The sequence below is a fragment of the Klebsiella sp. BIGb0132 genome (assembly GCF_024810075.1).
GTDB lineage: Bacteria > Pseudomonadota > Gammaproteobacteria > Enterobacterales > Enterobacteriaceae > Klebsiella > Klebsiella terrigena.
Window position 1 is genome coordinate 215015 of the sequence record NZ_JANUDW010000008.1, and the last position, 19624, is coordinate 234638.

General features: G+C 56.3%; 21 protein-coding genes and 2 tRNA genes. 7 read left to right on the forward strand and 16 right to left on the reverse strand.

The features are described 5' to 3' along the window. Positions 1 to 20 precede the first annotated feature (20 nt). Positions 21 to 1508 carry an alpha-amylase gene (amyA, locus tag M2416_RS20745; RefSeq protein WP_076947299.1) on the forward strand — a complete coding sequence of 496 codons (1488 nt, stop codon included), beginning with the start codon at positions 21 to 23 and terminating at the stop codon, positions 1506 to 1508. A gap of 48 nt (positions 1509 to 1556) precedes the next feature. Here the strand turns inward: amyA and yedD are convergent, their stop codons facing one another. Continuing rightward, positions 1557 to 1976 carry a lipoprotein YedD gene (gene yedD / locus M2416_RS20750; RefSeq protein WP_175636984.1) on the reverse strand — a complete coding sequence of 140 codons (420 nt, stop codon included), beginning with the start codon at positions 1974 to 1976 and terminating at the stop codon, positions 1557 to 1559. A 468-nt stretch (positions 1977 to 2444) separates the two neighbouring features. Here yedD and rcsA point away from each other — a divergent pair, with 468 nt between their 5' ends. Then, complete coding sequence (gene rcsA / locus M2416_RS20755) at positions 2445 to 3068, forward strand: transcriptional regulator RcsA (protein WP_259226451.1); 624 nt, start codon at positions 2445 to 2447, stop codon at positions 3066 to 3068. A gap of 42 nt (positions 3069 to 3110) precedes the next feature. On the opposite strand, the gene dsrB is transcribed toward rcsA, so the two are convergent. Then, complete coding sequence (dsrB, locus tag M2416_RS20760) at positions 3111 to 3299, reverse strand: protein DsrB (protein ID WP_041146281.1); 189 nt, start codon at positions 3297 to 3299, stop codon at positions 3111 to 3113. A 133-nt stretch (positions 3300 to 3432) separates the two neighbouring features. Between dsrB and yodD the strand changes: the two genes are divergently transcribed. Then, positions 3433 to 3657, forward strand: a complete 225-nt coding sequence (gene yodD / locus M2416_RS20765) for a YodD family peroxide/acid resistance protein (RefSeq protein ID WP_259226452.1) — start codon at positions 3433 to 3435, stop codon at positions 3655 to 3657. Positions 3658 to 3983: 326 nt separating this feature from the next. On the opposite strand, the gene dgcQ is transcribed toward yodD, so the two are convergent. The 3 genes from dgcQ to M2416_RS20780 form a co-directional block, all read right to left on the reverse strand. Then, positions 3984 to 5651 (reverse strand): cellulose biosynthesis regulator diguanylate cyclase DgcQ, encoded by a 1668-nt coding sequence (gene dgcQ / locus M2416_RS20770; protein ID WP_259226453.1) that lies wholly within the window; start codon positions 5649 to 5651, stop codon positions 3984 to 3986. 116 nt (positions 5652 to 5767) lie between these two features. Beyond that, positions 5768 to 5938 (reverse strand): YodC family protein, encoded by a 171-nt coding sequence (locus tag M2416_RS20775; RefSeq protein ID WP_259226454.1) that lies wholly within the window; start codon positions 5936 to 5938, stop codon positions 5768 to 5770. Positions 5939 to 6013: 75 nt separating this feature from the next. Further along, on the reverse strand, positions 6014 to 6925 hold the full coding sequence (locus tag M2416_RS20780) for a DUF808 family protein (RefSeq protein WP_259226455.1): 912 nt from the start codon (positions 6923 to 6925) through the stop codon (positions 6014 to 6016). A 184-nt stretch (positions 6926 to 7109) separates the two neighbouring features. On the opposite strand from M2416_RS20780, the gene yedA reads away from it, so the two are divergent. Continuing rightward, positions 7110 to 8021 carry a drug/metabolite exporter YedA gene (gene yedA / locus M2416_RS20785; protein ID WP_076947293.1) on the forward strand — a complete coding sequence of 304 codons (912 nt, stop codon included), beginning with the start codon at positions 7110 to 7112 and terminating at the stop codon, positions 8019 to 8021. Between the two features lies 1 nt (position 8022). Here yedA and M2416_RS20790 read toward each other — a convergent pair whose 3' ends face one another. From M2416_RS20790 to drpB, 4 genes are read right to left on the reverse strand one after another with little or no spacing between them, the layout of a single operon-like run. Beyond that, positions 8023 to 8487 carry a very short patch repair endonuclease gene (locus tag M2416_RS20790; protein WP_076947428.1) on the reverse strand — a complete coding sequence of 155 codons (465 nt, stop codon included), beginning with the start codon at positions 8485 to 8487 and terminating at the stop codon, positions 8023 to 8025. Further along, the gene (locus M2416_RS20795) at positions 8468 to 9898 is read right to left on the reverse strand and encodes a DNA cytosine methyltransferase (RefSeq protein WP_310504034.1); all 1431 of its coding nucleotides are present in this window, start codon (positions 9896 to 9898) and stop codon (positions 8468 to 8470) included. The genes M2416_RS20790 and M2416_RS20795 overlap by 20 nt, the downstream gene beginning before the upstream one ends. A 56-nt stretch (positions 9899 to 9954) precedes the next feature. After that, positions 9955 to 10650 carry a phosphohydrolase gene (locus M2416_RS20800; RefSeq protein ID WP_076947292.1) on the reverse strand — a complete coding sequence of 232 codons (696 nt, stop codon included), beginning with the start codon at positions 10648 to 10650 and terminating at the stop codon, positions 9955 to 9957. A 42-nt stretch (positions 10651 to 10692) separates the two neighbouring features. Beyond that, the gene (gene drpB, locus M2416_RS20805) at positions 10693 to 10974 is read right to left on the reverse strand and encodes a cell division protein DrpB (protein ID WP_076947291.1); all 282 of its coding nucleotides are present in this window, start codon (positions 10972 to 10974) and stop codon (positions 10693 to 10695) included. 570 nt (positions 10975 to 11544) lie between these two features. Between drpB and M2416_RS20810 the strand changes: the two genes are divergently transcribed. Then, positions 11545 to 12609, forward strand: a complete 1065-nt coding sequence (locus M2416_RS20810; RefSeq protein WP_259226456.1) for a porin — start codon at positions 11545 to 11547, stop codon at positions 12607 to 12609. A gap of 334 nt (positions 12610 to 12943) precedes the next feature. On the opposite strand, the gene M2416_RS20815 is transcribed toward M2416_RS20810, so the two are convergent. Further along, a tRNA-Ser gene (locus M2416_RS20815) sits at positions 12944 to 13033 on the reverse strand. An 87-nt stretch (positions 13034 to 13120) separates the two neighbouring features. Between M2416_RS20815 and mtfA the strand changes: the two genes are divergently transcribed. After that, on the forward strand, positions 13121 to 13921 hold the full coding sequence (gene mtfA, locus M2416_RS20820; protein ID WP_259226457.1) for a DgsA anti-repressor MtfA: 801 nt from the start codon (positions 13121 to 13123) through the stop codon (positions 13919 to 13921). Positions 13922 to 14021: 100 nt separating this feature from the next. Then, positions 14022 to 14097 (forward strand) — tRNA-Asn (locus M2416_RS20825). Between the two features lie 169 nt (positions 14098 to 14266). Here M2416_RS20825 and M2416_RS20830 read toward each other — a convergent pair. The 6 genes from M2416_RS20830 to M2416_RS20855 are packed head-to-tail and all read right to left on the reverse strand — an operon-like array spanning position 14267 to position 19572. Further along, positions 14267 to 15754: a cysteine desulfurase gene (locus tag M2416_RS20830; RefSeq protein ID WP_259226458.1), complete on the reverse strand. Its 1488-nt coding sequence runs from the start codon at positions 15752 to 15754 to the stop codon at positions 14267 to 14269. Further along, complete coding sequence (locus M2416_RS20835; protein WP_041146290.1) at positions 15741 to 16685, reverse strand: family 2A encapsulin nanocompartment shell protein; 945 nt, start codon at positions 16683 to 16685, stop codon at positions 15741 to 15743. Before M2416_RS20835 ends, M2416_RS20830 begins: the two co-directional genes overlap by 14 nt. Before the next feature lie 37 nt (positions 16686 to 16722). After that, the gene (gene moeB / locus M2416_RS20840) at positions 16723 to 17898 is read right to left on the reverse strand and encodes a molybdopterin-synthase adenylyltransferase MoeB (protein ID WP_115192360.1); all 1176 of its coding nucleotides are present in this window, start codon (positions 17896 to 17898) and stop codon (positions 16723 to 16725) included. Continuing rightward, positions 17895 to 18185: a MoaD/ThiS family protein gene (locus M2416_RS20845; protein WP_041146292.1), complete on the reverse strand. Its 291-nt coding sequence runs from the start codon at positions 18183 to 18185 to the stop codon at positions 17895 to 17897. The genes moeB and M2416_RS20845 overlap by 4 nt, the downstream gene beginning before the upstream one ends. Before the next feature lie 60 nt (positions 18186 to 18245). After that, positions 18246 to 18674 (reverse strand): M67 family metallopeptidase, encoded by a 429-nt coding sequence (locus tag M2416_RS20850; protein ID WP_259226459.1) that lies wholly within the window; start codon positions 18672 to 18674, stop codon positions 18246 to 18248. Beyond that, positions 18667 to 19572 (reverse strand): PLP-dependent cysteine synthase family protein, encoded by a 906-nt coding sequence (locus M2416_RS20855; protein ID WP_259226460.1) that lies wholly within the window; start codon positions 19570 to 19572, stop codon positions 18667 to 18669. The genes M2416_RS20850 and M2416_RS20855 overlap by 8 nt, the downstream gene beginning before the upstream one ends. Between the last annotated feature and the right edge of the window lie 52 nt (positions 19573 to 19624).

Genomic DNA, 19624 nt, shown 5'->3' on the forward strand with positions numbered 1-19624 from the left:
TGACGTCTGGAGCACGGAAGATGAAAAACCCCACGTTATTGCAGTGCTTTCATTGGTATTACCCCACCGGCGGCGAGTTATGGCGTGAAGTTGAGGCGCTGGCACCGAACCTGAACGAAATCGGCGTCAATATGATTTGGCTCCCCCCCGCGTATAAAGGCGCTTCCGGCGGCTACTCGGTCGGCTACGACAGCTACGATCTTTTTGACCTTGGCGAGTTCGACCAAAAGGGCTCCATCGCCACCAAATACGGCGACAAGGCGCAGCTGCTGGCGGCCATCGCCGCGCTGCGACAGCACGACATCGCCGTCCTGCTCGACGTGGTGGTCAACCACAAAATGGGTGCCGATAAAAAAGAGAGCATCCGCGTTCAGCGCGTGGACGAGCAAGACCGTACGCAAATTGCTGAAGAGGTGGTGGAGTGCGAGGCCTGGACCCGCTACGACTTCCCCGCCCGCGCCGGTAAATATTCGCAGTTCGTCTGGGATTATAAATGCTTTAGCGGCATCGATCATATTGAGAACCCGGACGAAGACGGCGTGTTTAAAATCGTTAACGACTATACCGGCGAAGGCTGGAACGATCAGGTCGATGATGAGATGGGCAACTTCGACTACCTGATGGGCGAGAATATCGATTTCCGCAACCATGCGGTTACCGAAGAGCTCAAGTACTGGGCCCGCTGGGCGATGGAGCAGACCGGCTGCGACGGTTTTCGCCTCGACGCGGTGAAGCATATTCCGGCCTGGTTCTATAAGGAGTGGATCGATCACGTCCAGGAAGTGGCGACTAAGCCGCTGTTTATCGTCGCGGAATACTGGTCGCACGAAGTTGAAAAGCTGCAGCAATATATCGCGATGGTTGATGGCAATACGCTGCTGTTCGACGCTCCTCTGCAGATGAAGTTTCACGAGGCCTCGCGCCAGGGCCGCGATTACGATATGAGCCAGATCTTTAGCGGTACGCTGGTTGAAGCCGATCCGTTCCACGCCGTCACCCTGGTGACCAACCACGATACGCAGCCGCTGCAGGCGCTGGAGGCGCCGGTTGAGCCGTGGTTTAAGCCGCTGGCCTATGCGCTGATTCTGCTGCGCGAGAACGGCGTGCCGTCGGTCTTTTATGCCGATCTCTTCGGCGCCAGCTATGAAGATACCGGCGGAGATGGCCAGACTTACGCTATCGAGATGCCGGTTATCGAACAGCTGCACGAGCTGATTGATGCCCGCCAGCGCTTTGCCCACGGCGTGCAGACGCTGTGGTTCGATCATCCGAACTGTATCGCCTTCAGCCGCAGCGGCACCGATGACGATCCGGGATGCGTGGTGGTGTTGTCGAACGGTGATGACGGTGAGAAATCGCTGACCCTTGGCGCCAATTACGGCAATAAGCGCTGGAAAGATTTTCTCGGCAACCGGGAGGAGCAGGTGGAAACCGACGACGAAGGCTGCGCGACGTTTACCTGCCGCGGCGGCAGCGTCAGCGTGTGGGTTATCGAAGAGACGTTATAAATCTAGGTGAGTATCGCGGGCTGGACGCGCTGCCAGCCCGTCGGTGCCCTAGTGCGCGCTTTTCGTCGCGGCGGCGGCTTTATTCCACGCCTGCTCGCACTCAGGCGTGAGGCGGTCGACGCGGGTCAGGGTCATGCGGTCATACTCCAGGGTATTGCCGGTGCGTTCGACAGGATAGATATCCAGACCAGAGGTCACGTTGTAAACCCGATCGTCACGCTGCATTAATTTACCCTGCGTGGCGATAACCCGCTGCCACTGACGACAATCGAGCGTATCGCCATTTTTGGTCACAATCAGGCTGGCAATCGCCTCCGGGCTCATCATTTCGCTCTGCGGACCTTTTGATTGCCAGTATCCCTCTAACCCGGCGGGCGCTGGCGCTTTGACAACCTCGTTGTAATTATCTACCTGCACGCATCCGGCGAGAGTCAACAGCGCGCCAGCAATTACTATCTTTTTCATCATTCATCCCACACACCGATAAAAAAGTATTGTGGCATTAAAGCGTTAAGCCTGCCACCTCTCTTGCAGCGGGCGAAAAGCGACGCCAAGAGGCCGTCAATCCAGGCCGATCGCCAGTAGCGCTAAATGGCGTTCGGTTTATTCGGCTATTAATTAATGTTTTTGATGAAACGGCCATATTGGTGAGGTGAGAATTTATCCAGCCAGCATAAGGATAATCCGAAAAGAGAATAACTCCCGGCCGGCAACCTTATCTGTAACTGGAAGTTTTTGCTTTTAATTCCCCGACGTAACATGATGCACGCCTTTACTTTGGGAGTATTCCTGGCAAATTATGGGCAATATTACGGAATAGTTCAGGTTACTTAATGGTTTCCACGCTGTACCTTGTTTTATTACCCACTTAAATGGACTTCATCGCGCTCACCGGCGAAGGATGAATTATCGTTACGTGTTGATTGAGGATGGGTCATGTCAACGATTATCATGGATTTGTGCAGCTATACCCGACTGGGATTGACCGGGTATCTGACAAGCAGAGGAATAAGAAAGCGTGACATCAGCGAAGTGCATACGGCGGCAAGCCTGAAAGAGAGCTGCGAATCGTCCCGCCCGGCGGTGGTGTTTCTCAACGAAGATTGCTTTATTCATCGCGAAGATAGCAATCAGCTTATCCGACAAATCATTACGGATTATCCCGGTACGCTATTTATCATCTTTATGGCGCTGGCTAACGTTCATTTTGACCACTATCTGCTGGTGCGCAAAAATTTACTTATTAGCTCGAAGTCGCTTACGCCAAAAGACCTTGATGACATTCTGGGTAATCATCTGAAATACGATAGCTTCAGCGCCGGACGCATCAATATACCCACGCTGTCATTAAGCCGGGCTGAATCAAATATGCTGCAAATGTGGATGGCCGGGCACGGGACATCGCAAATATCGACGCAGATGAACATCAAGGCTAAGACCGTATCGTCGCACAAAGGCAATATTAAAAAGAAAATCCAGACCCACAATAAACAGGTGATTTACCATATTGTCCGTCTGACGGAAAACATTACCTCAGGGATTTACGTCAACATGCGATGAAAGAACTGGCGGCAGAAACCGCCAGTTTTGATTGCCGACAGACTAGTCGACCTTCTCAACAAAGACACCGTCCGGATGCCCTTTCTCGTTGAAAAACCAGATCCCCAGCGGATAGTCTTCCAGCGAAACCAGATACATTGTTCCTTCGCTAAACGACTCTATTGCCAGTACTACCCCCGATCGACGTGGGCCACCGTCGGTCTTCACCGTGACACGATCGTTCACCTGCATAACTCGTCTCCTCTATTTTTGAGCCAGTGTAGAACAAAACCGCCGGATGCGCAGCGTCCCGCCCGATGAGCGCTGTTTTTATAGACCGTCTATACTTGAAGAGGCACTGTCGGAGCCAAGCGAGGTAGCGATGATGAAATCCGCCAAAGAGAGCAGTTCGGGTAGCGGCGGGGGTAGCGTCAATGTTGACGCCCTGCTGGCGGCAATTAATGAAATTAGCGAAAGCGAAGTGCAGCGCACCCGCGACGATCCTCATCACGTGAGCATTGATGGTCGCGATTACCATACCTGGCGTGAGCTAGCGGAAGCCTTTGAGCTCGATATCCACGACTTTAGCGTCACCGAAATCAACCGCTAGGCGCAGGCGAAAAAAATCCCGACTCGCAGGAGTCGGGATGAAACTTGCTAATGCAAGAAGCACTTGAAAATTCGTTACACCGGGAGATCCGATGCGTGGAAAACATTATCCTCAATTATTTTGCATGACAAGAGCTATTGATGAAGAAAATAATTGAGACACATAGCCAATGACGCCGGGCCCCTGGATAACCCAGGTGGCAGAAGGCTTCGTTGATGCCGCTGCGCCATAAATCGCCTTTCACTCCCGCCCCCTTTTAAGATAAATCTCATATCAGCACTTTACCGCGCCGCGGTGAACGGATGAAGACGGCCCGCATCGGACGCTTACCCCACAGAACAGACCCGGTTGCGGCCATGCTGTTTCGCAAGATAGAGCCGGCGATCGGCTATCGACTGCAGGTTTTCAAAGTTAACCTCCGCGCAATCGTCGCTGCTGCTGACGCCCAGCGAGGCGCTGATGCGCAGGCTCGTGTTGTTGCAGAGCAGTATTTCGCGGCTGTTAATGCGAACGCGGATACGCTCCGCTATCGCCGTCGCCTCCTGCAGGGTGGTATGCGGCATGACCACGCAAAACTCCTCCCCGCCCACGCGCCCGGCGAGATCGCCTTCGCGGATGTTGCTGGCTATCGTGCTGGCAACCAGCGACAGCACCCGATCGCCGGACTGATGACCGTGCAGGTCGTTCACCCGCTTGAAGTAATCCAGATCGAGTTGAATCACGGCGAACGGACGCTTCCCGCGCTCGCACTCTCCGGCAGCGGCAATGGCTCTTTCAAACAGCCCACCGCGGTTTAACAGCCGCGTTAATGCGTCGTGCCAGGCCCGCCACTCCAGCGACGTTTGCAGCTCGCTCATATTGCGCACCATGCGCAGAATAACCAGCCAGGAGATAATCAGCATCGAGGTAAACAGCAGCCACATCAGCATCAGCGCGATGGTAATCGATCCAAACTCACCGCGGACCCCTTCCTGCAGGGTGTGAATACGCAGCAGGACGCCATCAAAATTCTTCAGCTTTTCCCAGCTGATATAGCGGGTTAGCAGACGAATGCCGCCCTTGTTGTCGTGCGAGAAGGCGTAGCTCAGCGTCTCCTGCTCGCGGGGCGAGAGCAGAGTGAGCACATTGCCCGGTGCGGAAGAGGCAATCAGGTTCAGCCGGTTGTCGTACAGCTGATATTCGCCGTCCTGCCCGCCCTTCGCCGCGTTCATCAGAAAGGCCTTTATTTCACGAACCGAGAAGTCCATCGCCAGCACGCCGTGCCAGTAGTGGCGGAAATCCAGCGGTATGGAGGCGGTCACCACCTGGGCATCGCTCAGCGATCCCTCTTCGGGAAAGGTTTGCCAGACTACGCCGCGTCCGGGATTCGTCCGCTGGTCCTGACGGGTAAACCACGGGGAGCGGGTGGCAGCGCTATAAAGCGCCAGCGCCTGGGTGGTGTCTGTTAGCGCTTCAGTGCTAACAAAGAAGCCGCTGCGCGATACGTACAGCATGCGCTCGGTGAAGCCACGGTTATTGTTGGTCAGGCGCAGCAGATAGCCCAGCTCAAGTGCAGCCATCAGCTCGTTGCCGGAAAGGGCATTGTCGCGGGAGAGGGTCGGAGCTTTATCGACGAAAGCATCGGATACGCCGTAGACCGGCAGAGTACGGCGGTTGTGTAACGCTACCGACCATACCGCTTCATGGCGTTTGCTGATGTACTCCTGCTCGGCCTTACGCAGGATCATAAAATCTAACGGCGTTTCCAGCGCCGACTGCATCCCGTTGCGGAAAAAGATCATCCGGTCAGTGTTAAACTGCAGCAGGCCGTCCATTTCATGGACGACGTTTTCGAGATTGTTGTGCTGGCTATCGACATACGCCTCCTCCAGCACCATTATTTCTCGCCATATCAGTAGCGTAGAAAAAAATAGCACCACCACAAAACAAAAATTTACCACGTGTCCCGGGCTCGAAAGGCGGCGAAGTTTTCTCCCCCACAGCGGCTTATTCATTGTGCTCTCGCAGTACCATCATAGAAACAAACGCCATCCACGCTCCCTGTCGGAAAGCCGGGCCATACAATGACAAAACGCCCGGTATAGACCGGGCGTTATTGGGATCGGGAGAGCTATTCCGCGCCCCCTCCCCCACGAACCAACTCATCTTCACGGAACGCCTCGCGCTTAACGGTATAGCCGTCATACCACCGGCATTCAACCATGCCGTTGGCAAAACCGGTCACAACCATGCGCGGCCCGCCGCTTTTCCGCCTGACTTCATCGCTGATGAACCATACCATTTTTCGCTCCGTAATCCGGGAGAAACTGTTTCACCTTAGACGAAGCTGAGACATTTTGCATAACCGCCGACGGATTTACTTTACCGCACGACGAAGCGCGGAAATGGCCTTCACGCCCGCCACTACCACGGCGCCAATGATGAAGCCCAGCACCAGGTTTACGCCCGTCGGCAGCAGCGAAGCGGTGAACCCGGACATGCCGCTGGCCAGATTTTCCACCGCGTGGTGCAGCGGAGTAATGCCGTGGACCACGATGCCGCCACCGACCAGGAACATCGCCAGCGTCCCGACAATCGACAGCACTTTCATCAGCCGAGGCGCCACCACCAGCAAAGCTTTGCCGACCCCGCGGGCCAGCACGCTGCTTTTCTCCACCAGCCAGTAGCCCATGTCGTCCAGCTTCACGATAATGCCGACCAGGCCGTATACGCCAACGGTCACCAGCAGGGCAATTCCGGAAAGGATCATTATCTGGTTTAGCAGCGGCGCATCCGCCACGATACCGAGGGTAATCGCGACAATTTCGGCGGAGAGAATAAAGTCCGTACGAATGGCGCCTTTCACCTTATCGCGCTCAAATGCCAGCGGGTCGCGTTCGGCCAGCGCCGCCAGGCGCTGTTGCCGGGCCTGCGGGTCCTCTTTGTGTTTGCGGGCCTGCAGGCTATGCAGCACCTTCTCGACGCCTTCAAAACAGAGGAAGGCCCCGCCAAGGATCAGCAGCGGCGTAATCGCCCACGGAATAAATGCGCTAATTAAAAGCGCCAGCGGAACCAGGATCACCTTATTGACCAGCGACCCCTTCGCCACTCCCCACACCACCGGCAGCTCGCGGTTCGCCCGCACGCCGGACACCTGCTGGGCATTGAGGGAAAGATCGTCCCCGAGCACGCCCGCCGTCTTCTTCGCCGCCAGCTTACCCATCACCGAGATATCGTCGAGCAGCGTGGCAATATCGTCCAACAAGGTTAAAAGACTACTTCCCGCCAAAATACCATTCCTTCATTTTATGGTTATTAAACATAGAGTATGGGGCAAAATTCGCGTCTCGCCCAGCAAAGCAAATAGTCAACAAAAAATTAACAATCACCGGGTAATTAAAGCGCTCGCCAGCGAGGTAGTTTTCACGTTTACTATATGCCCCCTTCCTATTTTTGTACCGTCGTGAGGACGTATGTCTACCCGCCAGTTATTACCGCTTATCGGGGCGCTGTTTGCGCTATATATCATCTGGGGATCCACCTACTTTGCTATCGCCATTGGCGTTGCCAGCTGGCCCCCGCTGATGATGGCCGGTATTCGCTTTCTTTCTGCCGGAGGGCTGCTCATCGTCTATCTGCTGGCTACCGGCCACAGGCTCCCGGCGCGCAGACCGCTGCTTAACGCGGCGCTGATCGGCATTCTGCTGCTTGCCGTTGGCAACGGCTTCGTCACCCTGGCAGAGCATCAGCACGTGCCTTCCGGTATTGCGGCGGTGATGGTCGCCACCGTCCCGCTATTTACCCTGTGCTTTAGCCGCTTTTTCGGCATCGCCACGCGTAAAATCGAGTGGCTGGGCATCGCCATCGGCCTGGCGGGTATTATCCTGCTCAACAGCGGCGGTAATTTAAGCGGCAATCCCTGGGGCGCGCTGCTGATCCTGATCGGCTCCATGAGCTGGGCGTTTGGCTCAGTCTATGGCTCGAGAATTGAGCTGCCCACCGGCATGATGGCCGGCGCGGTTGAGATGCTCGCGGCGGGAATTGTGCTGATGGTCGCCTCTACCCTGACCGGGGAAAAGCTGACGCAGATGCCCTCATGGTCGGGAATTATTGCCGTCGCCTACCTGGCCATCTTCGGCTCGCTGATTGCGATTAATGCTTATATGTACCTGATCCGTAACGTCACTCCCGCCGTTGCCACCAGCTATGCCTACGTTAACCCGGTAGTCGCGGTGTTATTAGGCACCGGGTTCGCCGGCGAGAGCCTGTCGCTGACCGAGTGGACGGCGCTCGGCGTTATTATTTTTGCGGTGGTGCTGGTGACGCTCGGCAAGTATTTGTTCCCCGCCCGCAGCGAAGCCAAGCCCTGTGAGGTTGAAAAGTAGGCTACGGCCCGATTCCCTGAGTATCAATCTGCGCGCGGTGGCCGCCGCCGCAGATCCACTCCTCCAGGCGTTCGCTCAGCGCTTCATCGCTAAGCTTTTTCTTCCCGCGTAGCGCGCACTCCCAGACGATCAGCACCCGCCATCCTCGCTCAAGCAGCAGCGCCTCGTCCCGCCGGTCTCGCGCCACGTTGCCATCGATTTTATTCAGCCAGAACGCCGTGCGGGTTGCCGGCACCTTGAACAGGTAGCAGTCATGATGATGCCAGAAGCAGCCGTGGGTAAAGATAGCGCAGCGGTAATCGTTGACCACAAAATCCGGGCGCCCCGGCAGCGTGGCCTCCTGAGCGGTAAAAGAAAAACCGGCCTGCGTGAGCAGCCCGGCCAGTCGTTTTTCTATCGCCGTATCGAACGTGCCGATGGCGCGCATATTTTTACTGCGGGTGGCCTTATCGTGAACGTCCATCATCATCCTCGGGATCGCGGCGGGCCACCGCCTGCGCAATTCGCGGCTGCAGCAGCCTGGCGACGGCGGCAAACACCGGCACCACCACCGAGTTACCAAACTGGCGGTACGCCTGAGTATCGGAAACGGGAATGCGGAAGCGGTATCCCTGTGGGGACTCAAAGCCCATCAGGCGCGCGCATTCGCGGGGCGTGAGCCGGCGCGGGCGACGCTGCTGGTTTTGCGGGTTGTCAAAGTCCTTCTCACCCAGCGGGCGATCCCAGCCGCGGTCGATCAGAATTTCAGCGCCATCCTTATAGTAGCGAGCCGACAGCGTGCGCGCCACGCTATGCGGGTTGCGCGGGTCGACTAGCCCATAGCCGAAACCGTTGCCCAGCGCCTGGTGTTTACGCGCGTAGCGATACAGGTACTTCCACAGCACCGGAGTAAGAATAAATTTGGCATCCACCGTCGGCTCGAGCAGCTCGCCAAACGTCGGGCGCTGGGCCGGGTAAAGCCCGGAGATATCGCGCAGGGTAAACCCCTCGTGCAGCTGCAGGTCGCGACGAAAGCCAACCAGCACGATGCGTTCGCGATGCTGCGGCAGGAAGTTGCGGCCATCGATAACCTTGGGATCGTCCGCCCCACTATGCCCGGCATCAGAGACCTCATAGCCGAGTTCGTCGAGGGTTTGCATGATGATGCTGAACGTTCGCCCTTTGTCGTGGCTCTTCAGGTTTTTGACGTTCTCCAGCACGAAGATTGCCGGCCGCCGGGCCGCTATAATCCTGACGACATCGAAAAACAGCGTGCCCTGCGTCTCACAGGCAAAGCCGTGGGCGCGTCCGAGGGCGTTCTTCTTCGATACCCCGGCGAGGGAAAATGGCTGGCAGGGAAAGCCGGCCAGCAGCACATCATGCTGAGGAATAGTGTCGCGAATGTGCCGTGCCGCGTCTTCATCGCTGATATCAAGACGATGGCTGAGGGTGATATCACGGATATCGGCATTGAAGCGATGCTGCTCGGAGTCGCAATACCAGTTCGCTTTGTAGGTACGCACCGCGTGCTTATTCCATTCGCTGGTGAAAACGCACTGCCCGTTGATGGATTCAAAGCCGCTGCGGATGCCACCGATACCGGCAAACAGATCGACAAAGCGGAAAGCATAATTCGGATGGTGTGCCGGCGGCCGCGGCAGCAGCGATGCCAGATGCGCGCGCTCCCGATGGCCTAAGCGGCTGGCCGCCCGGGGCACCGTGGCGACGCGCTTGAGTATCGCCGGGCTCCAGTGCTGTTCCCCAACGGCAACCAGCTGCGCCACCAGCGTTTTCACATCATATATTGCCATCAGCTGGCGCAATAACGCCTGCGCGTCTTCCCCGGCCTGCGTTACCGGCAGAGACGGGGGATTTTCCTTAGATAAATTTTGCGGCATAACCTCAACCAGCTGGACAATTTTCGCAGAGATTACCACAAATAGCGCAGGCAGTTTTAAGCCTGTGGGTCAAAGCGGCGCAAAACCGCCTTATCCAGCGCGGTAGGGTCCCCCTGCAGCTCTGAACTGAGCTTCGCCATAAACTGCACCAGGAAGCGGGCGTTGTGTTCCGCCATCGCTCTCCCTTCAGCGGTTTGCATCGTTTTAGGCAGGCGCAGCAGCTTGCACTGGAAATGGTCCAGCGCGTAGGTGCGGTCATCCAGCTCGCGCCTATCGGCAAAAGGATCGTCAGCATCAAACAGGATATTATTCAGCGCCCCGGAGACCGCGAAAACGCGCGCCAGACCAATCGCCCCCAGGGACTCGAGCCGGTCGGCATCCTGGACAATCTTCGCCTCTTCGCTCAACGGAGGAATAGCGGCGCTAAAGCTATGCGCCTCAATGGCGTGGAGTACGGCAGGATAGCGGTCGACGGGAAAATCGGCAAAAGAGGAGTGCAGAATACTCTGCGTCTTTTGCGCCGCCATCACCGACGAGCGGCTGCGGTCGGGGTGGTTTTTTGCCAGGCTGACAATGTCATGAAAGTAACAGGCAGTGAGGATCACCAGGTGGTCAACCTGCCGGTTGGCGGCCAGCCGCTGGGCGGTGCCCCACACGCGACGAAAATGCGAAATGTCGTGAGCGGAGTCGCCCTGCGGGTGATGCCCTATCAGCCAGGCTTCAAATCGTTGCTGCCAGTCAACCAGTTCCATGCGCTTTCCTCTGAGAGAAGGTAGGCTGCGAGCATAGCAACTTTAATCCTGATGTTCATAGCTACCAGCATCAGGCCGCGTATACCAGGCGATTGTCCCAAGGAGTAACCCGACGACGCCGAGGACAAGAAAGCCCAGCAGCGCGCCCAGCCATTTGCCCGCCGTTGAACCCAGATCCCCGTCAATACCCGTTCCGGGGACGCTCTGAATATGCCCGACAACCCACCAGTAGCGCACCATCGCCCACAGGAAATAGGCGCAGAAGGCGTAAAAAGCCCATAGCGCCAGCTTGCCCCCGGGACTCCGTTTCGCTTTCTCTTCCATTTAACTGCCCTCCTTTCCTCAGTAACGAAACGTCACCTGAAATAAAAATGTGATTTTAGTCACATTATACAGTGAAGTTTGCCGTCAGGCATCCGTAACGTCCGGAGAGGTTCAGCGAGCAATGGGAGTCGCCCACATCGCCTCTCACCAGCTGCCGGTAAATAATATGGCCCCTCGCGCCTGCCCTGATATTCCCGTTAAGCGCCGGTTTAATATTTCCCCGTTACCGCTTCTCTCTTTGCGTAATTACTTTGCGCACAGAAACGATATTTATCGCCCGAACACATCAGTAACGCCCAAGCATCAATATTAGAAATTTCATAACAAGCATGAATCCACCCAGCACCCTAATAACCTATTGTTATAGAAGATAATAAACCGGCAGCATAGCTCACCGACAATCGATAACTTATTAATATAAAGAACCAATAAGAAACATTTTGTAATATTAGATATAATTTACTTACATTTTAAATTTAAATAAAAATGAACCTTCACAGATAGTATTTATTTTGCATTAAGCAAGATTCTTTGACATTCACATTAATTATAAATAAAAGGGAATATATAATGAAAAGAAAAGTACTGGCAATTCTGGTGCCGTCCTTATTAATGGCAGGGACCGCGAGCGCAGCGGAAATCTATAATAAGAGCGGTAATAAAGTCGATTTCTACGGCAAAATGGTCGGCGAACATATTATGACCGATACCGACGAAGGCAACCGCAACTCTGAAGATACCTCCTACGCGCGGTTCGGCGTTAAGGGTGAAACGCAGATTAACAGCGAGCTGACCGGCTATGGTCAGTTTGAGTACAATATGACAGCCAATAAACCAGAGGGCGACCAGGGCAGCGCGACCCGTCTGGCATTTGCCGGTTTAAAATATGCCAGCTACGGTTCATTTGATTATGGCCGCAACTACGGAGCGGTATACGACGCCGCAGGCTACACGGATATGCTGGTTGAGTGGGGCGGCGACGGTCTGGTGCATACCGATAACTTTATGACCGGCCGCACCAACGGCGTCGCGACCTACCGCAATACTGACTTTTTTGGCCTGTCCGATGGGCTGAACTTTGCTCTCCAGTACCAGGGTAAAAATACCAACCGCGATCGTCTGAAAGCCAACGGTGACGGCTACAGCGCGTCCGTTGACTACAGCCTCGACGGATTTGGCTTTGCCGCCGCCTACGGTAATTCCGACCGTACTGACGAACAGACCGCCGACGGCAAAGGCGAAACCGCGGAAGTCTGGAGCGTCGCAGCTAAATATGATGCCAATAGCCTCTATACCGCCGTCATGTATGCCGAATCCCGCAACATGCTGCCGATGGAAAATGGCCTCATCGCCAATAAAACCCAGAACGTTGAAGCCGTCGTTCAGTACCAGCTCGATTTCGGTCTGCGCCCTTCCCTCGGCTACGTCTACGCGAAAGGTCACGATCTCGGCAGCGACGGGCGCGGCAATGCAGAGATCATGAACTACGTTGAGCTGGGTACCTGGTACTACTTCAACAAAAACTTCAACGTCTACACTGCCTATAAGTTCAACCTTCTCGATGAGAAAGATCGCGCTGTCACCGGCGCGGCGACTGACAATCAGTTCGCGCTGGGCATCACCTATCAGTTCTGATGCAATTTCACCCACCTAAGCCCGCCTCGCGCGGGCTTTTTTGTGAGCAGCCACCCGAGAATAAATTCAGAGATAACCTAATGCGCAATCGCCGGTCGTGGCACATTTTTAAATGAGTGCTGCCCTGGCGGGCGCCACACGACTTAGTTCACAAAATGAAGGAGATACTGGCAAACTGCTACCTTGAACAATCGCTAAGTGATAGCTTATGAGGACCTGAGAAGCGTTCAATCCCGTCCAGCAAGCGCCGGCATCAGATGGCACAGGTAACGCTATTCTGAACCGCAGGGATTTAATTAAAGGATTTTCGAATCGGGTAGATAGAAAGATGAAGTGGCGGAGAGAGGGGGATTTGAACCCCCGGTAGAGTTGCCCCTACTCTAGTTTTCGAGACTAGTCCGTTCAGCCGCTCCGGCATCTCTCCGCTGAGGTTGCTATAATGCCGGGTTCTTTGGCATTTTAATAGTTCCTGTCTCTTTAATTACGTTCAAGTGACGACTTTGCGAGCAATATGATGTTTAAATGGCCCTGGAAAGCAAACGAAGAGTCCGGCAGTGTGGAAATACCCTGGGAGCAGGCGCTTGCCATCCCCGTTTTAGCCAACCTGTCCGCACAGGAGCAGCAGCAGCTTGTGCAGATGTCGGAGCGTTTTTTACAGCAAAAACGTCTGGTTGCCCTGCAGGGGCTGGAGCTGACTCCGCTGCAAAGTGCGCGCATCGCGATGCTATTTTGCCTGCCGGTTCTTGAGCTCGGCATCGAATGGCTGGACGGTTTCCACGAGGTGCTTATCTACCCTGCCCCGTTCGTCGTCGACGATGAGTGGGAGGATGATATTGGCCTGGTCCATAACCAGCGGGTCGTGCAATCCGGACAAAGCTGGCAGCAGGGGCCCATTATTCTTAACTGGCTGGATATTCAGGACTCCTTCGACGCATCTGGTTTTAACCTCGTGGTGCACGAAGTGGCGCATAAGCTTGATACCCGCAACGGCGATCGCGCCAGCGGCGTGCCGCTAATATCTTTACGTGAGGTTGCCGGCTGGGAACACGATCTCCACGCGGCGATGAACAACATTCAGGATGAGATTGACCTGGTCGGCGAGAGCGCCGCCAGTATTGATGCCTACGCCGCGACCGACCCGGCGGAATGTTTTGCCGTTCTGTCAGAATATTTCTTTAGCGCACCCGAGCTGTTTGCCCCGCGTTTTCCGGCGCTTTGGCAGCGTTTTTGCCAGTTTTACCGCCAGGACCCGCTGCAGAGATTACGTGATAATGAACGCCAGGATGCGGACGACGCGCGCACTGTGCACTAAAACAACGAGTTGAGCTAAATTTAGCCATCTGAATCAGTTAGTTAAATTTAGTGTTGACACAAAAATGCGGGGCCAGTAGTATGCGCCTCGTTCACACGATTCCTCTGTAGTTCAGTCGGTAGAACGGCGGACTGTTAATCCGTATGTCACTGGTTCGAGTCCAGTCAGAGGAGCCATATTAAAGAAGCCTGCTTAGGAAACTAAGCAGGCTTTTTGCTTTTTACCCCAACCAAGGCGGTTCCCCTCGCCGGCATCGCAAATGCCCTGGCAACGCCCGGGCGCCGCATAAGCTCAATCTACAGGCCGTTTTATCGCCGAACGCCGGGCTGACCGGGCCGCACCTCGCTATCGCGAAGCAAACCGCGCGACGTGCTCTGCAAGAAAATCAATCTCCTGCGGCGTATTGTAGAAAGCCAGCGAAGGCCGGACGGTACTTTCATAGCCCAGGCGGCGCAGGATCGGCTGCGCGCAGTGGTGCCCGGATCGCACAGCAATCCCGACCTGGCTCAGATAGCGCCCCACGGCTTCATTTTCATGCCCCGCCAGCACGAAGGAGAGCACGCTGGTTTTATTCGCCGCGGTGCCGACCAGCGTCAGGCCCGGAATAGCCGACAGCTTCTCAATGCCATACTCCAGTAAGGCATGCTCGTAGTGCGCAATATTTTCTATCCCCAGGGAAGTGACATAATCGATAGCCGCGCCCAGCCCGACGGCATCAGCAATATTGCCCGTTCCCGCCTCAAACTTATTCGGCGCGGGCTGATAGCGCGTCAGTTCAAAGGTCACGTCGGCAATCATATTCCCCCCGCCCTGATACGGGCGCGCCTCCTCCAGCACGTCCTGCTTGCCGTACACGACGCCGATCCCGGTCGGTCCAAAAATCTTATGGCCGGAGAAGACGAAGAAATCGGCATCCAGCGCCGTGACGTTGGTCGGGATATGCGAAATAGACTGCGCGCCGTCGATGGCGATGCGCACGCCAAACCGATGGGCTATCTGTACCAGCTCATGAACCGGCGTGACGGTACCCAGCGCGTTGGAAACGTGAGTGGCGGACACAAAGCGGGTTTTGTCATTGAATAACCGAATATATTCCTCAACGATCAGCTGCCCGTGCTCATCAACCGGCGCAACGCGGATCGTCGCGCCCGTCTCCTGCGCAATAAGTTGCCACGGCACGATGTTGGCGTGATGCTCGAGCTGCGTGAGGATAATCTCATCCCCCGGTCGTAACAGCGGCTTCACGTAGCTGTGCGCAATCAGGTTGAGCCCTTCGGTGGTACCGCGCACGAAGATGATATTCTCCGGGCCGCGGGCGCCGATAAAGCGCGACACTTTCTCACGCGCGGCTTCATAAGCATCGGTGGAACGTGCGGCCAGCGCATGCGCCGCCCGATGAACGTTCGAGTTCTCGTGTAAATAGTAGTGGCTGATGCGATCGATAACCTGCTTCGGGCGCTGGGTCGTCGCGGCATTATCCAGCCAGACCAGCGGATGGCCGTCCACCCGTTCGGCAAGGATCGGGAAATCGGCGCGGATCCGCTCAACCGGGATCTGCCCGACCCGCGCCGGCGGCGCAGGGTGGGTGCCGGAAGCAGGCAATGCGGCAAACCCACGAGGCGCGCTGTTCGCCCTGCTCTCCTGGCCCAGCGGCACCACCCTCGGCGCGTAAGCGGCCTCTCCGGCACGCGGGCGTGCGGGCGAATCGCCCGACAGGCCTTGCAGATCCCGCGCGTCGGGCAGGCCATAATCGCGTGCGGAGGGCGCCTCGCCCGCCTCGCCGGGCCATCCGCCCGGCGCGTGGGGAAGCGTGAATAGATTACTCGTAGTCATAATATTCCCCCACCTCAACGTCTTCCAGCACAGCAATGGCGTCATCGGCGAGGATCGCGGCGGAGCAGTAAAGTGAGAGTAAATAGGAGGCCACGCCGTTATCGTCTATCCCGCGAAAGCGTACCGACAGCCCGCGAGACTGTTCGTTTGGCAGCCCCTCCTGATAAAGCCCCAGCACGCCGCGTTTGCTTTCACCGGAACGGATCAGCAGGATATTGGTTTTCCCGCCCTGGCCTTTCGGGTTTTTCAGGCCATCAACAAACAGCTTATCGGAAGGAATAAGTGGAATACCGCGCCACAGGATAAAAGTACCGCCCTGTAAATTCACGGTAACCGGCGGGACGCCGCGTCGCGTGGCTTCACGCTGAAATGCGGCAATCGCGCGCGGATGGGCCAGGAAGAAGGAGGGCTCCTTCCACACTTTTGACAGCAGCTCATCCAGGTCATCCGGCGTCGGGCGGCCGTTGCGGGTCTGAATACGCTGCGAATCAGCGATATTTTTCAGCAATCCATATTCATCGTTATTAATAAGCTGACTCTCCTGGCGCTCGCGCAGGCTTTCAATCGCCAGCGCAATTTGCTCTGACGCCTGATCGTAAGGCGAGCTGTAGAGATCGGCGATTTTGGTATCCACGTTAATAATGGTCGCAATGGAATCGAGCTGGTATTCACGCGGCGTGGTCTGATACTCGATATAGCCCTGCGGTATCTCAACGCGGGTCGGGTCCTGGCTGCACAATGCGTCGAGCGGCGTTTCGCCCTCCACGACCTTGTTGACCCGATAAATCCCCGACTCCAGGCCCTTATAATCGAGGAAACGGCTGATCCAGCGCGGGGTAATTGCCGCAAACTGCGGAGCCGTTTTGGTCACGTTCGCTAACTGATACGCGGCTTCACGCCCCAGTGCATTAATGCCTTTTTGTTCTGCCATGATGATTCCTTAGTGTTTAAAATAGTGGAGCTGAAGGTTAGTACTGCGGCAAACGGGTATCGACATCCCGCGCCCAGGCGTTTAGGCCATCTTTTAAATTCATCACGCGCCCCTGATAACCCGCGCGCTGCAGTGCCCGAATCGCGAAAATACTGCGCTGCCCGATCTTGCACAGAAACACCGCATCGACCGTCGGATCGAATTCGCCGATACGTCTGACTATCTGGCCCAGCGGCATCACTTTTGCCTGCGGGAATTTGGCAATCGCCCTTTCGTGGGGCTCACGAATGTCGATCAGCTGCAGGGGTTTTCCCTCCTCTATCCAGGCGTGAAGTTCCCTGGCCGTGACGCTTTCAACCGGAATTTCCGCCTCATCGGGTTTCAGCCCGCAAAACTCTTCGTAATCAATCAACTCATGAATCGACGGATGCTCACCACATACCGGGCAGCCGGCATCCCGCTCCAGCCGCAGCTCGCGCTGCTTCATTTGCCACACGTCGAAGAGCAGCAGACGGCCAATCAGGCTCTCGCTGCCGCCGACGATAAGCTTGATCGCTTCCGCCGCCTGGATGGTGCCGATAATTCCCGGCAGCACGCCGACCACGCCACCTTCCGCGCAGGAAGGCACCAGCCCCGGCGGCGGCGGCTCGGGATAAAGACAGCGGTAGCACGGCCCTTCCCCGGCATAAAAGACGCTGGCCTGCCCTTCGAACTGGAAAATGGAGCCGTAGACCAGCGGCTTACCCAGCAAAACGCAGGCATCGTTGATCAGATAACGGGTGGGATAGTTATCCGTACCGTCAACCACGAGGTCGTATTCGCGAATAATCTCGAGCGCGTTTTTACTGCTCAGGGTGGTGTTATAGGTCACCACCTGCAGGTCGGGATTGATCGCTTTAAGCTTGTCTTTCGCCGAGGCGACTTTGGGCCGGTTGAGATCTTTGGTGCTATGAATGATCTGCCGTTGCAGGTTGGAGATTTCGACAAAATCAAAATCGACAATCCCCAGCGTCCCGACTCCGGCAGCGGCCAGATAAAGCGCCACCGGCGCCCCCAGTCCTCCGGTGCCGATAATCAGCACGCGGGCCGCTTTCAGACGCTTCTGCCCCTCAAGCCCCACTTCCGGCAGCAGCAGATGACGGCTGTAGCGGGCAATTTCCGCATGCGTCAGCTCCGTCAGACGGTCGTCAGCAATAATGCTCGGTCTGCTCATACCGCCTTCCCGACGCCGCCTGCAATGGCGGGGACCAGCAGCACCTCGGCGCCCTCGCCGATCGGGGTCTCCAGCCCGCCGGTGGTTTTAATATTGTTCTCCCCCACGTACAGATTGATAAAGCTGCGCAGCTCCCCCGCGTCGTCGTACAGATGCGGCTGAATGTCAGGGAAACGCTCCGCCAGCGCGGCGACCAGTTGCCCAACGGTGTGGCCTTCGAGGGTCACTTTCCCCTGGCCATCGGTGAAGGCGCGAAGTGCGGTGGGAATCAGTAATGTCGATGCCATAGTGGTAATCTCTCCGTGTTTTTTTTCTGGATTCAGGCAGCATGCTGCCCGTTATTCGCATTATGGAACGGTGCGCACCTCCTCCGGCAAAAAGCGCAGGCGGTCCTGCGTCAGTCGCCAGCTGGTGAGCGCGCCCGCCTGCCGCTGCGCAACCGCAACGATGATGTAGGCGTAAAACGGCAGCGCGTGTTCGCGGTCAAATTCCGACGGAATGGCCGGATGATCGGGGTGCGAATGGTAATAGCCGACCACGTCCACCTCCTGAGCCAGCGCGGCGCGTTCCGCCCGCAGGGAGTCGTCGGCGGTGATGACAAAACGGTGGTACTGCTCCTCCGACTCGCGGGCATTGACGATAGGAAAAATCGCCGTCACGCGGGCATCACCCTGGGCAGAGAAATGGCCAAAGAGCGCGCCGCAGCACTCGTTGGGGTAGGCCTTTTCCCCTTCAGCGCTAATCTGCTTTGCAATTTCGCGGGTTAATTCAATCATTGGTTTCATTCCAGAAAGAGTCAGCCAGATAACGCGAGCCGACATCACACAGCAGCGTGACCACCACCGATCCTGCTGGCAGCGTGCGGGCCAGTCTGGCGGCGGCGGCAACGTTTGCCCCGGATGAGATGCCGACAAAAATGCCGTCCCGCCGGGCGAGGCGTCGTGCGCTCGCATAGGCCTCCTCGGTAGTGACGGAAATAACATCGTCGAACAGGGTTTCGTCGAGAATGCCCGGCTTGATGCTGCTGCCCATATGCTTCGTTCCTTCAATGCCGTGGAACGGCGAAGCGGGCTGCACGGCGAGCGTTTTCACCTGCGGATCCTCATACTTAAGCCGCCGCGCGATGCCGACAAAGCTGCCGGAGGTGCCCATACCGGCGACAAAATGGGTGACTTGCTGTCCGCTCTGCGCCCAGATCTCTTTTCCGGTCGTTGCGAAATGCGTATCTGGATTGACGGGGTTGTTATACTGGTCGGGATAAAAATAGCGTTCCGGGTGCGCCGCGACCTGCGCCTGAACGTCTCTATAGGCGCCGTCAGAGCCTTCAAGCGGATCGGTTTCCACAATCGTGGCGCCATAATGGCGAATAATACGTTTGCGCTCCGGGCTGGTATTCTGCGGCAGATATAGCCGGACGCGATATCCGAGCGCCGCGCCAATCATCGCGTAGGCAATGCCGGTATTGCCGCTGGTCGCATCAATAATTGTTTTATCCGGCGTTAATAAACCCCGCGCAATCCCGTCCAGCACCATGGCTTTCGCCGCACGGTCTTTCACCGAGCCGCTGGGGTTCATAAACTCTGCTTTTGCCAGCAGCGTTACGCCTGGCAACTCTGCTGCAAAAGAGGGCAAGGTTATTAACGGCGTAGCGCCGATCGTTTCAAGTAAATTCATAATGATTATCACGCCGTTATTTTTATCTATCCCGCTGCGCCGGCCATTCCAT

Coding starts and splice junctions, on each gene's coding strand:
- amyA (WP_076947299.1), top strand. CDS start 21: ATGAAAAACCCCACGTTATTGCAGTGCTTTCATTGGTATTACCCCACC.
- yedD (WP_175636984.1), bottom strand. CDS start 1,976: ATGATGAAAAAGATAGTAATTGCTGGCGCGCTGTTGACTCTCGCCGGA.
- rcsA (WP_259226451.1), top strand. CDS start 2,445: ATGTCAACGATTATCATGGATTTGTGCAGCTATACCCGACTGGGATTG.
- dsrB (WP_041146281.1), bottom strand. CDS start 3,299: ATGCAGGTGAACGATCGTGTCACGGTGAAGACCGACGGTGGCCCACGT.
- yodD (WP_259226452.1), top strand. CDS start 3,433: ATGAAATCCGCCAAAGAGAGCAGTTCGGGTAGCGGCGGGGGTAGCGTC.
- dgcQ (WP_259226453.1), bottom strand. CDS start 5,651: ATGAATAAGCCGCTGTGGGGGAGAAAACTTCGCCGCCTTTCGAGCCCG.
- M2416_RS20775 (WP_259226454.1), bottom strand. CDS start 5,938: ATGGTATGGTTCATCAGCGATGAAGTCAGGCGGAAAAGCGGCGGGCCG.
- yedA (WP_076947293.1), top strand. CDS start 7,110: ATGTCTACCCGCCAGTTATTACCGCTTATCGGGGCGCTGTTTGCGCTA.
- M2416_RS20790 (WP_076947428.1), bottom strand. CDS start 8,487: ATGATGGACGTTCACGATAAGGCCACCCGCAGTAAAAATATGCGCGCC.
- M2416_RS20795 (WP_310504034.1), bottom strand. CDS start 9,898: ATGCCGCAAAATTTATCTAAGGAAAATCCCCCGTCTCTGCCGGTAACG.
- M2416_RS20800 (WP_076947292.1), bottom strand. CDS start 10,650: ATGGAACTGGTTGACTGGCAGCAACGATTTGAAGCCTGGCTGATAGGG.
- drpB (WP_076947291.1), bottom strand. CDS start 10,974: ATGGAAGAGAAAGCGAAACGGAGTCCCGGGGGCAAGCTGGCGCTATGG.
- M2416_RS20810 (WP_259226456.1), top strand. CDS start 11,545: ATGAAAAGAAAAGTACTGGCAATTCTGGTGCCGTCCTTATTAATGGCA.
- mtfA (WP_259226457.1), top strand. CDS start 13,121: ATGATGTTTAAATGGCCCTGGAAAGCAAACGAAGAGTCCGGCAGTGTG.
- M2416_RS20830 (WP_259226458.1), bottom strand. CDS start 15,754: ATGACTACGAGTAATCTATTCACGCTTCCCCACGCGCCGGGCGGATGG.
- M2416_RS20835 (WP_041146290.1), bottom strand. CDS start 16,685: ATGGCAGAACAAAAAGGCATTAATGCACTGGGGCGTGAAGCCGCGTAT.
- moeB (WP_115192360.1), bottom strand. CDS start 17,898: ATGAGCAGACCGAGCATTATTGCTGACGACCGTCTGACGGAGCTGACG.
- M2416_RS20845 (WP_041146292.1), bottom strand. CDS start 18,185: ATGGCATCGACATTACTGATTCCCACCGCACTTCGCGCCTTCACCGAT.
- M2416_RS20850 (WP_259226459.1), bottom strand. CDS start 18,674: ATGATTGAATTAACCCGCGAAATTGCAAAGCAGATTAGCGCTGAAGGG.
- M2416_RS20855 (WP_259226460.1), bottom strand. CDS start 19,572: ATGAATTTACTTGAAACGATCGGCGCTACGCCGTTAATAACCTTGCCC.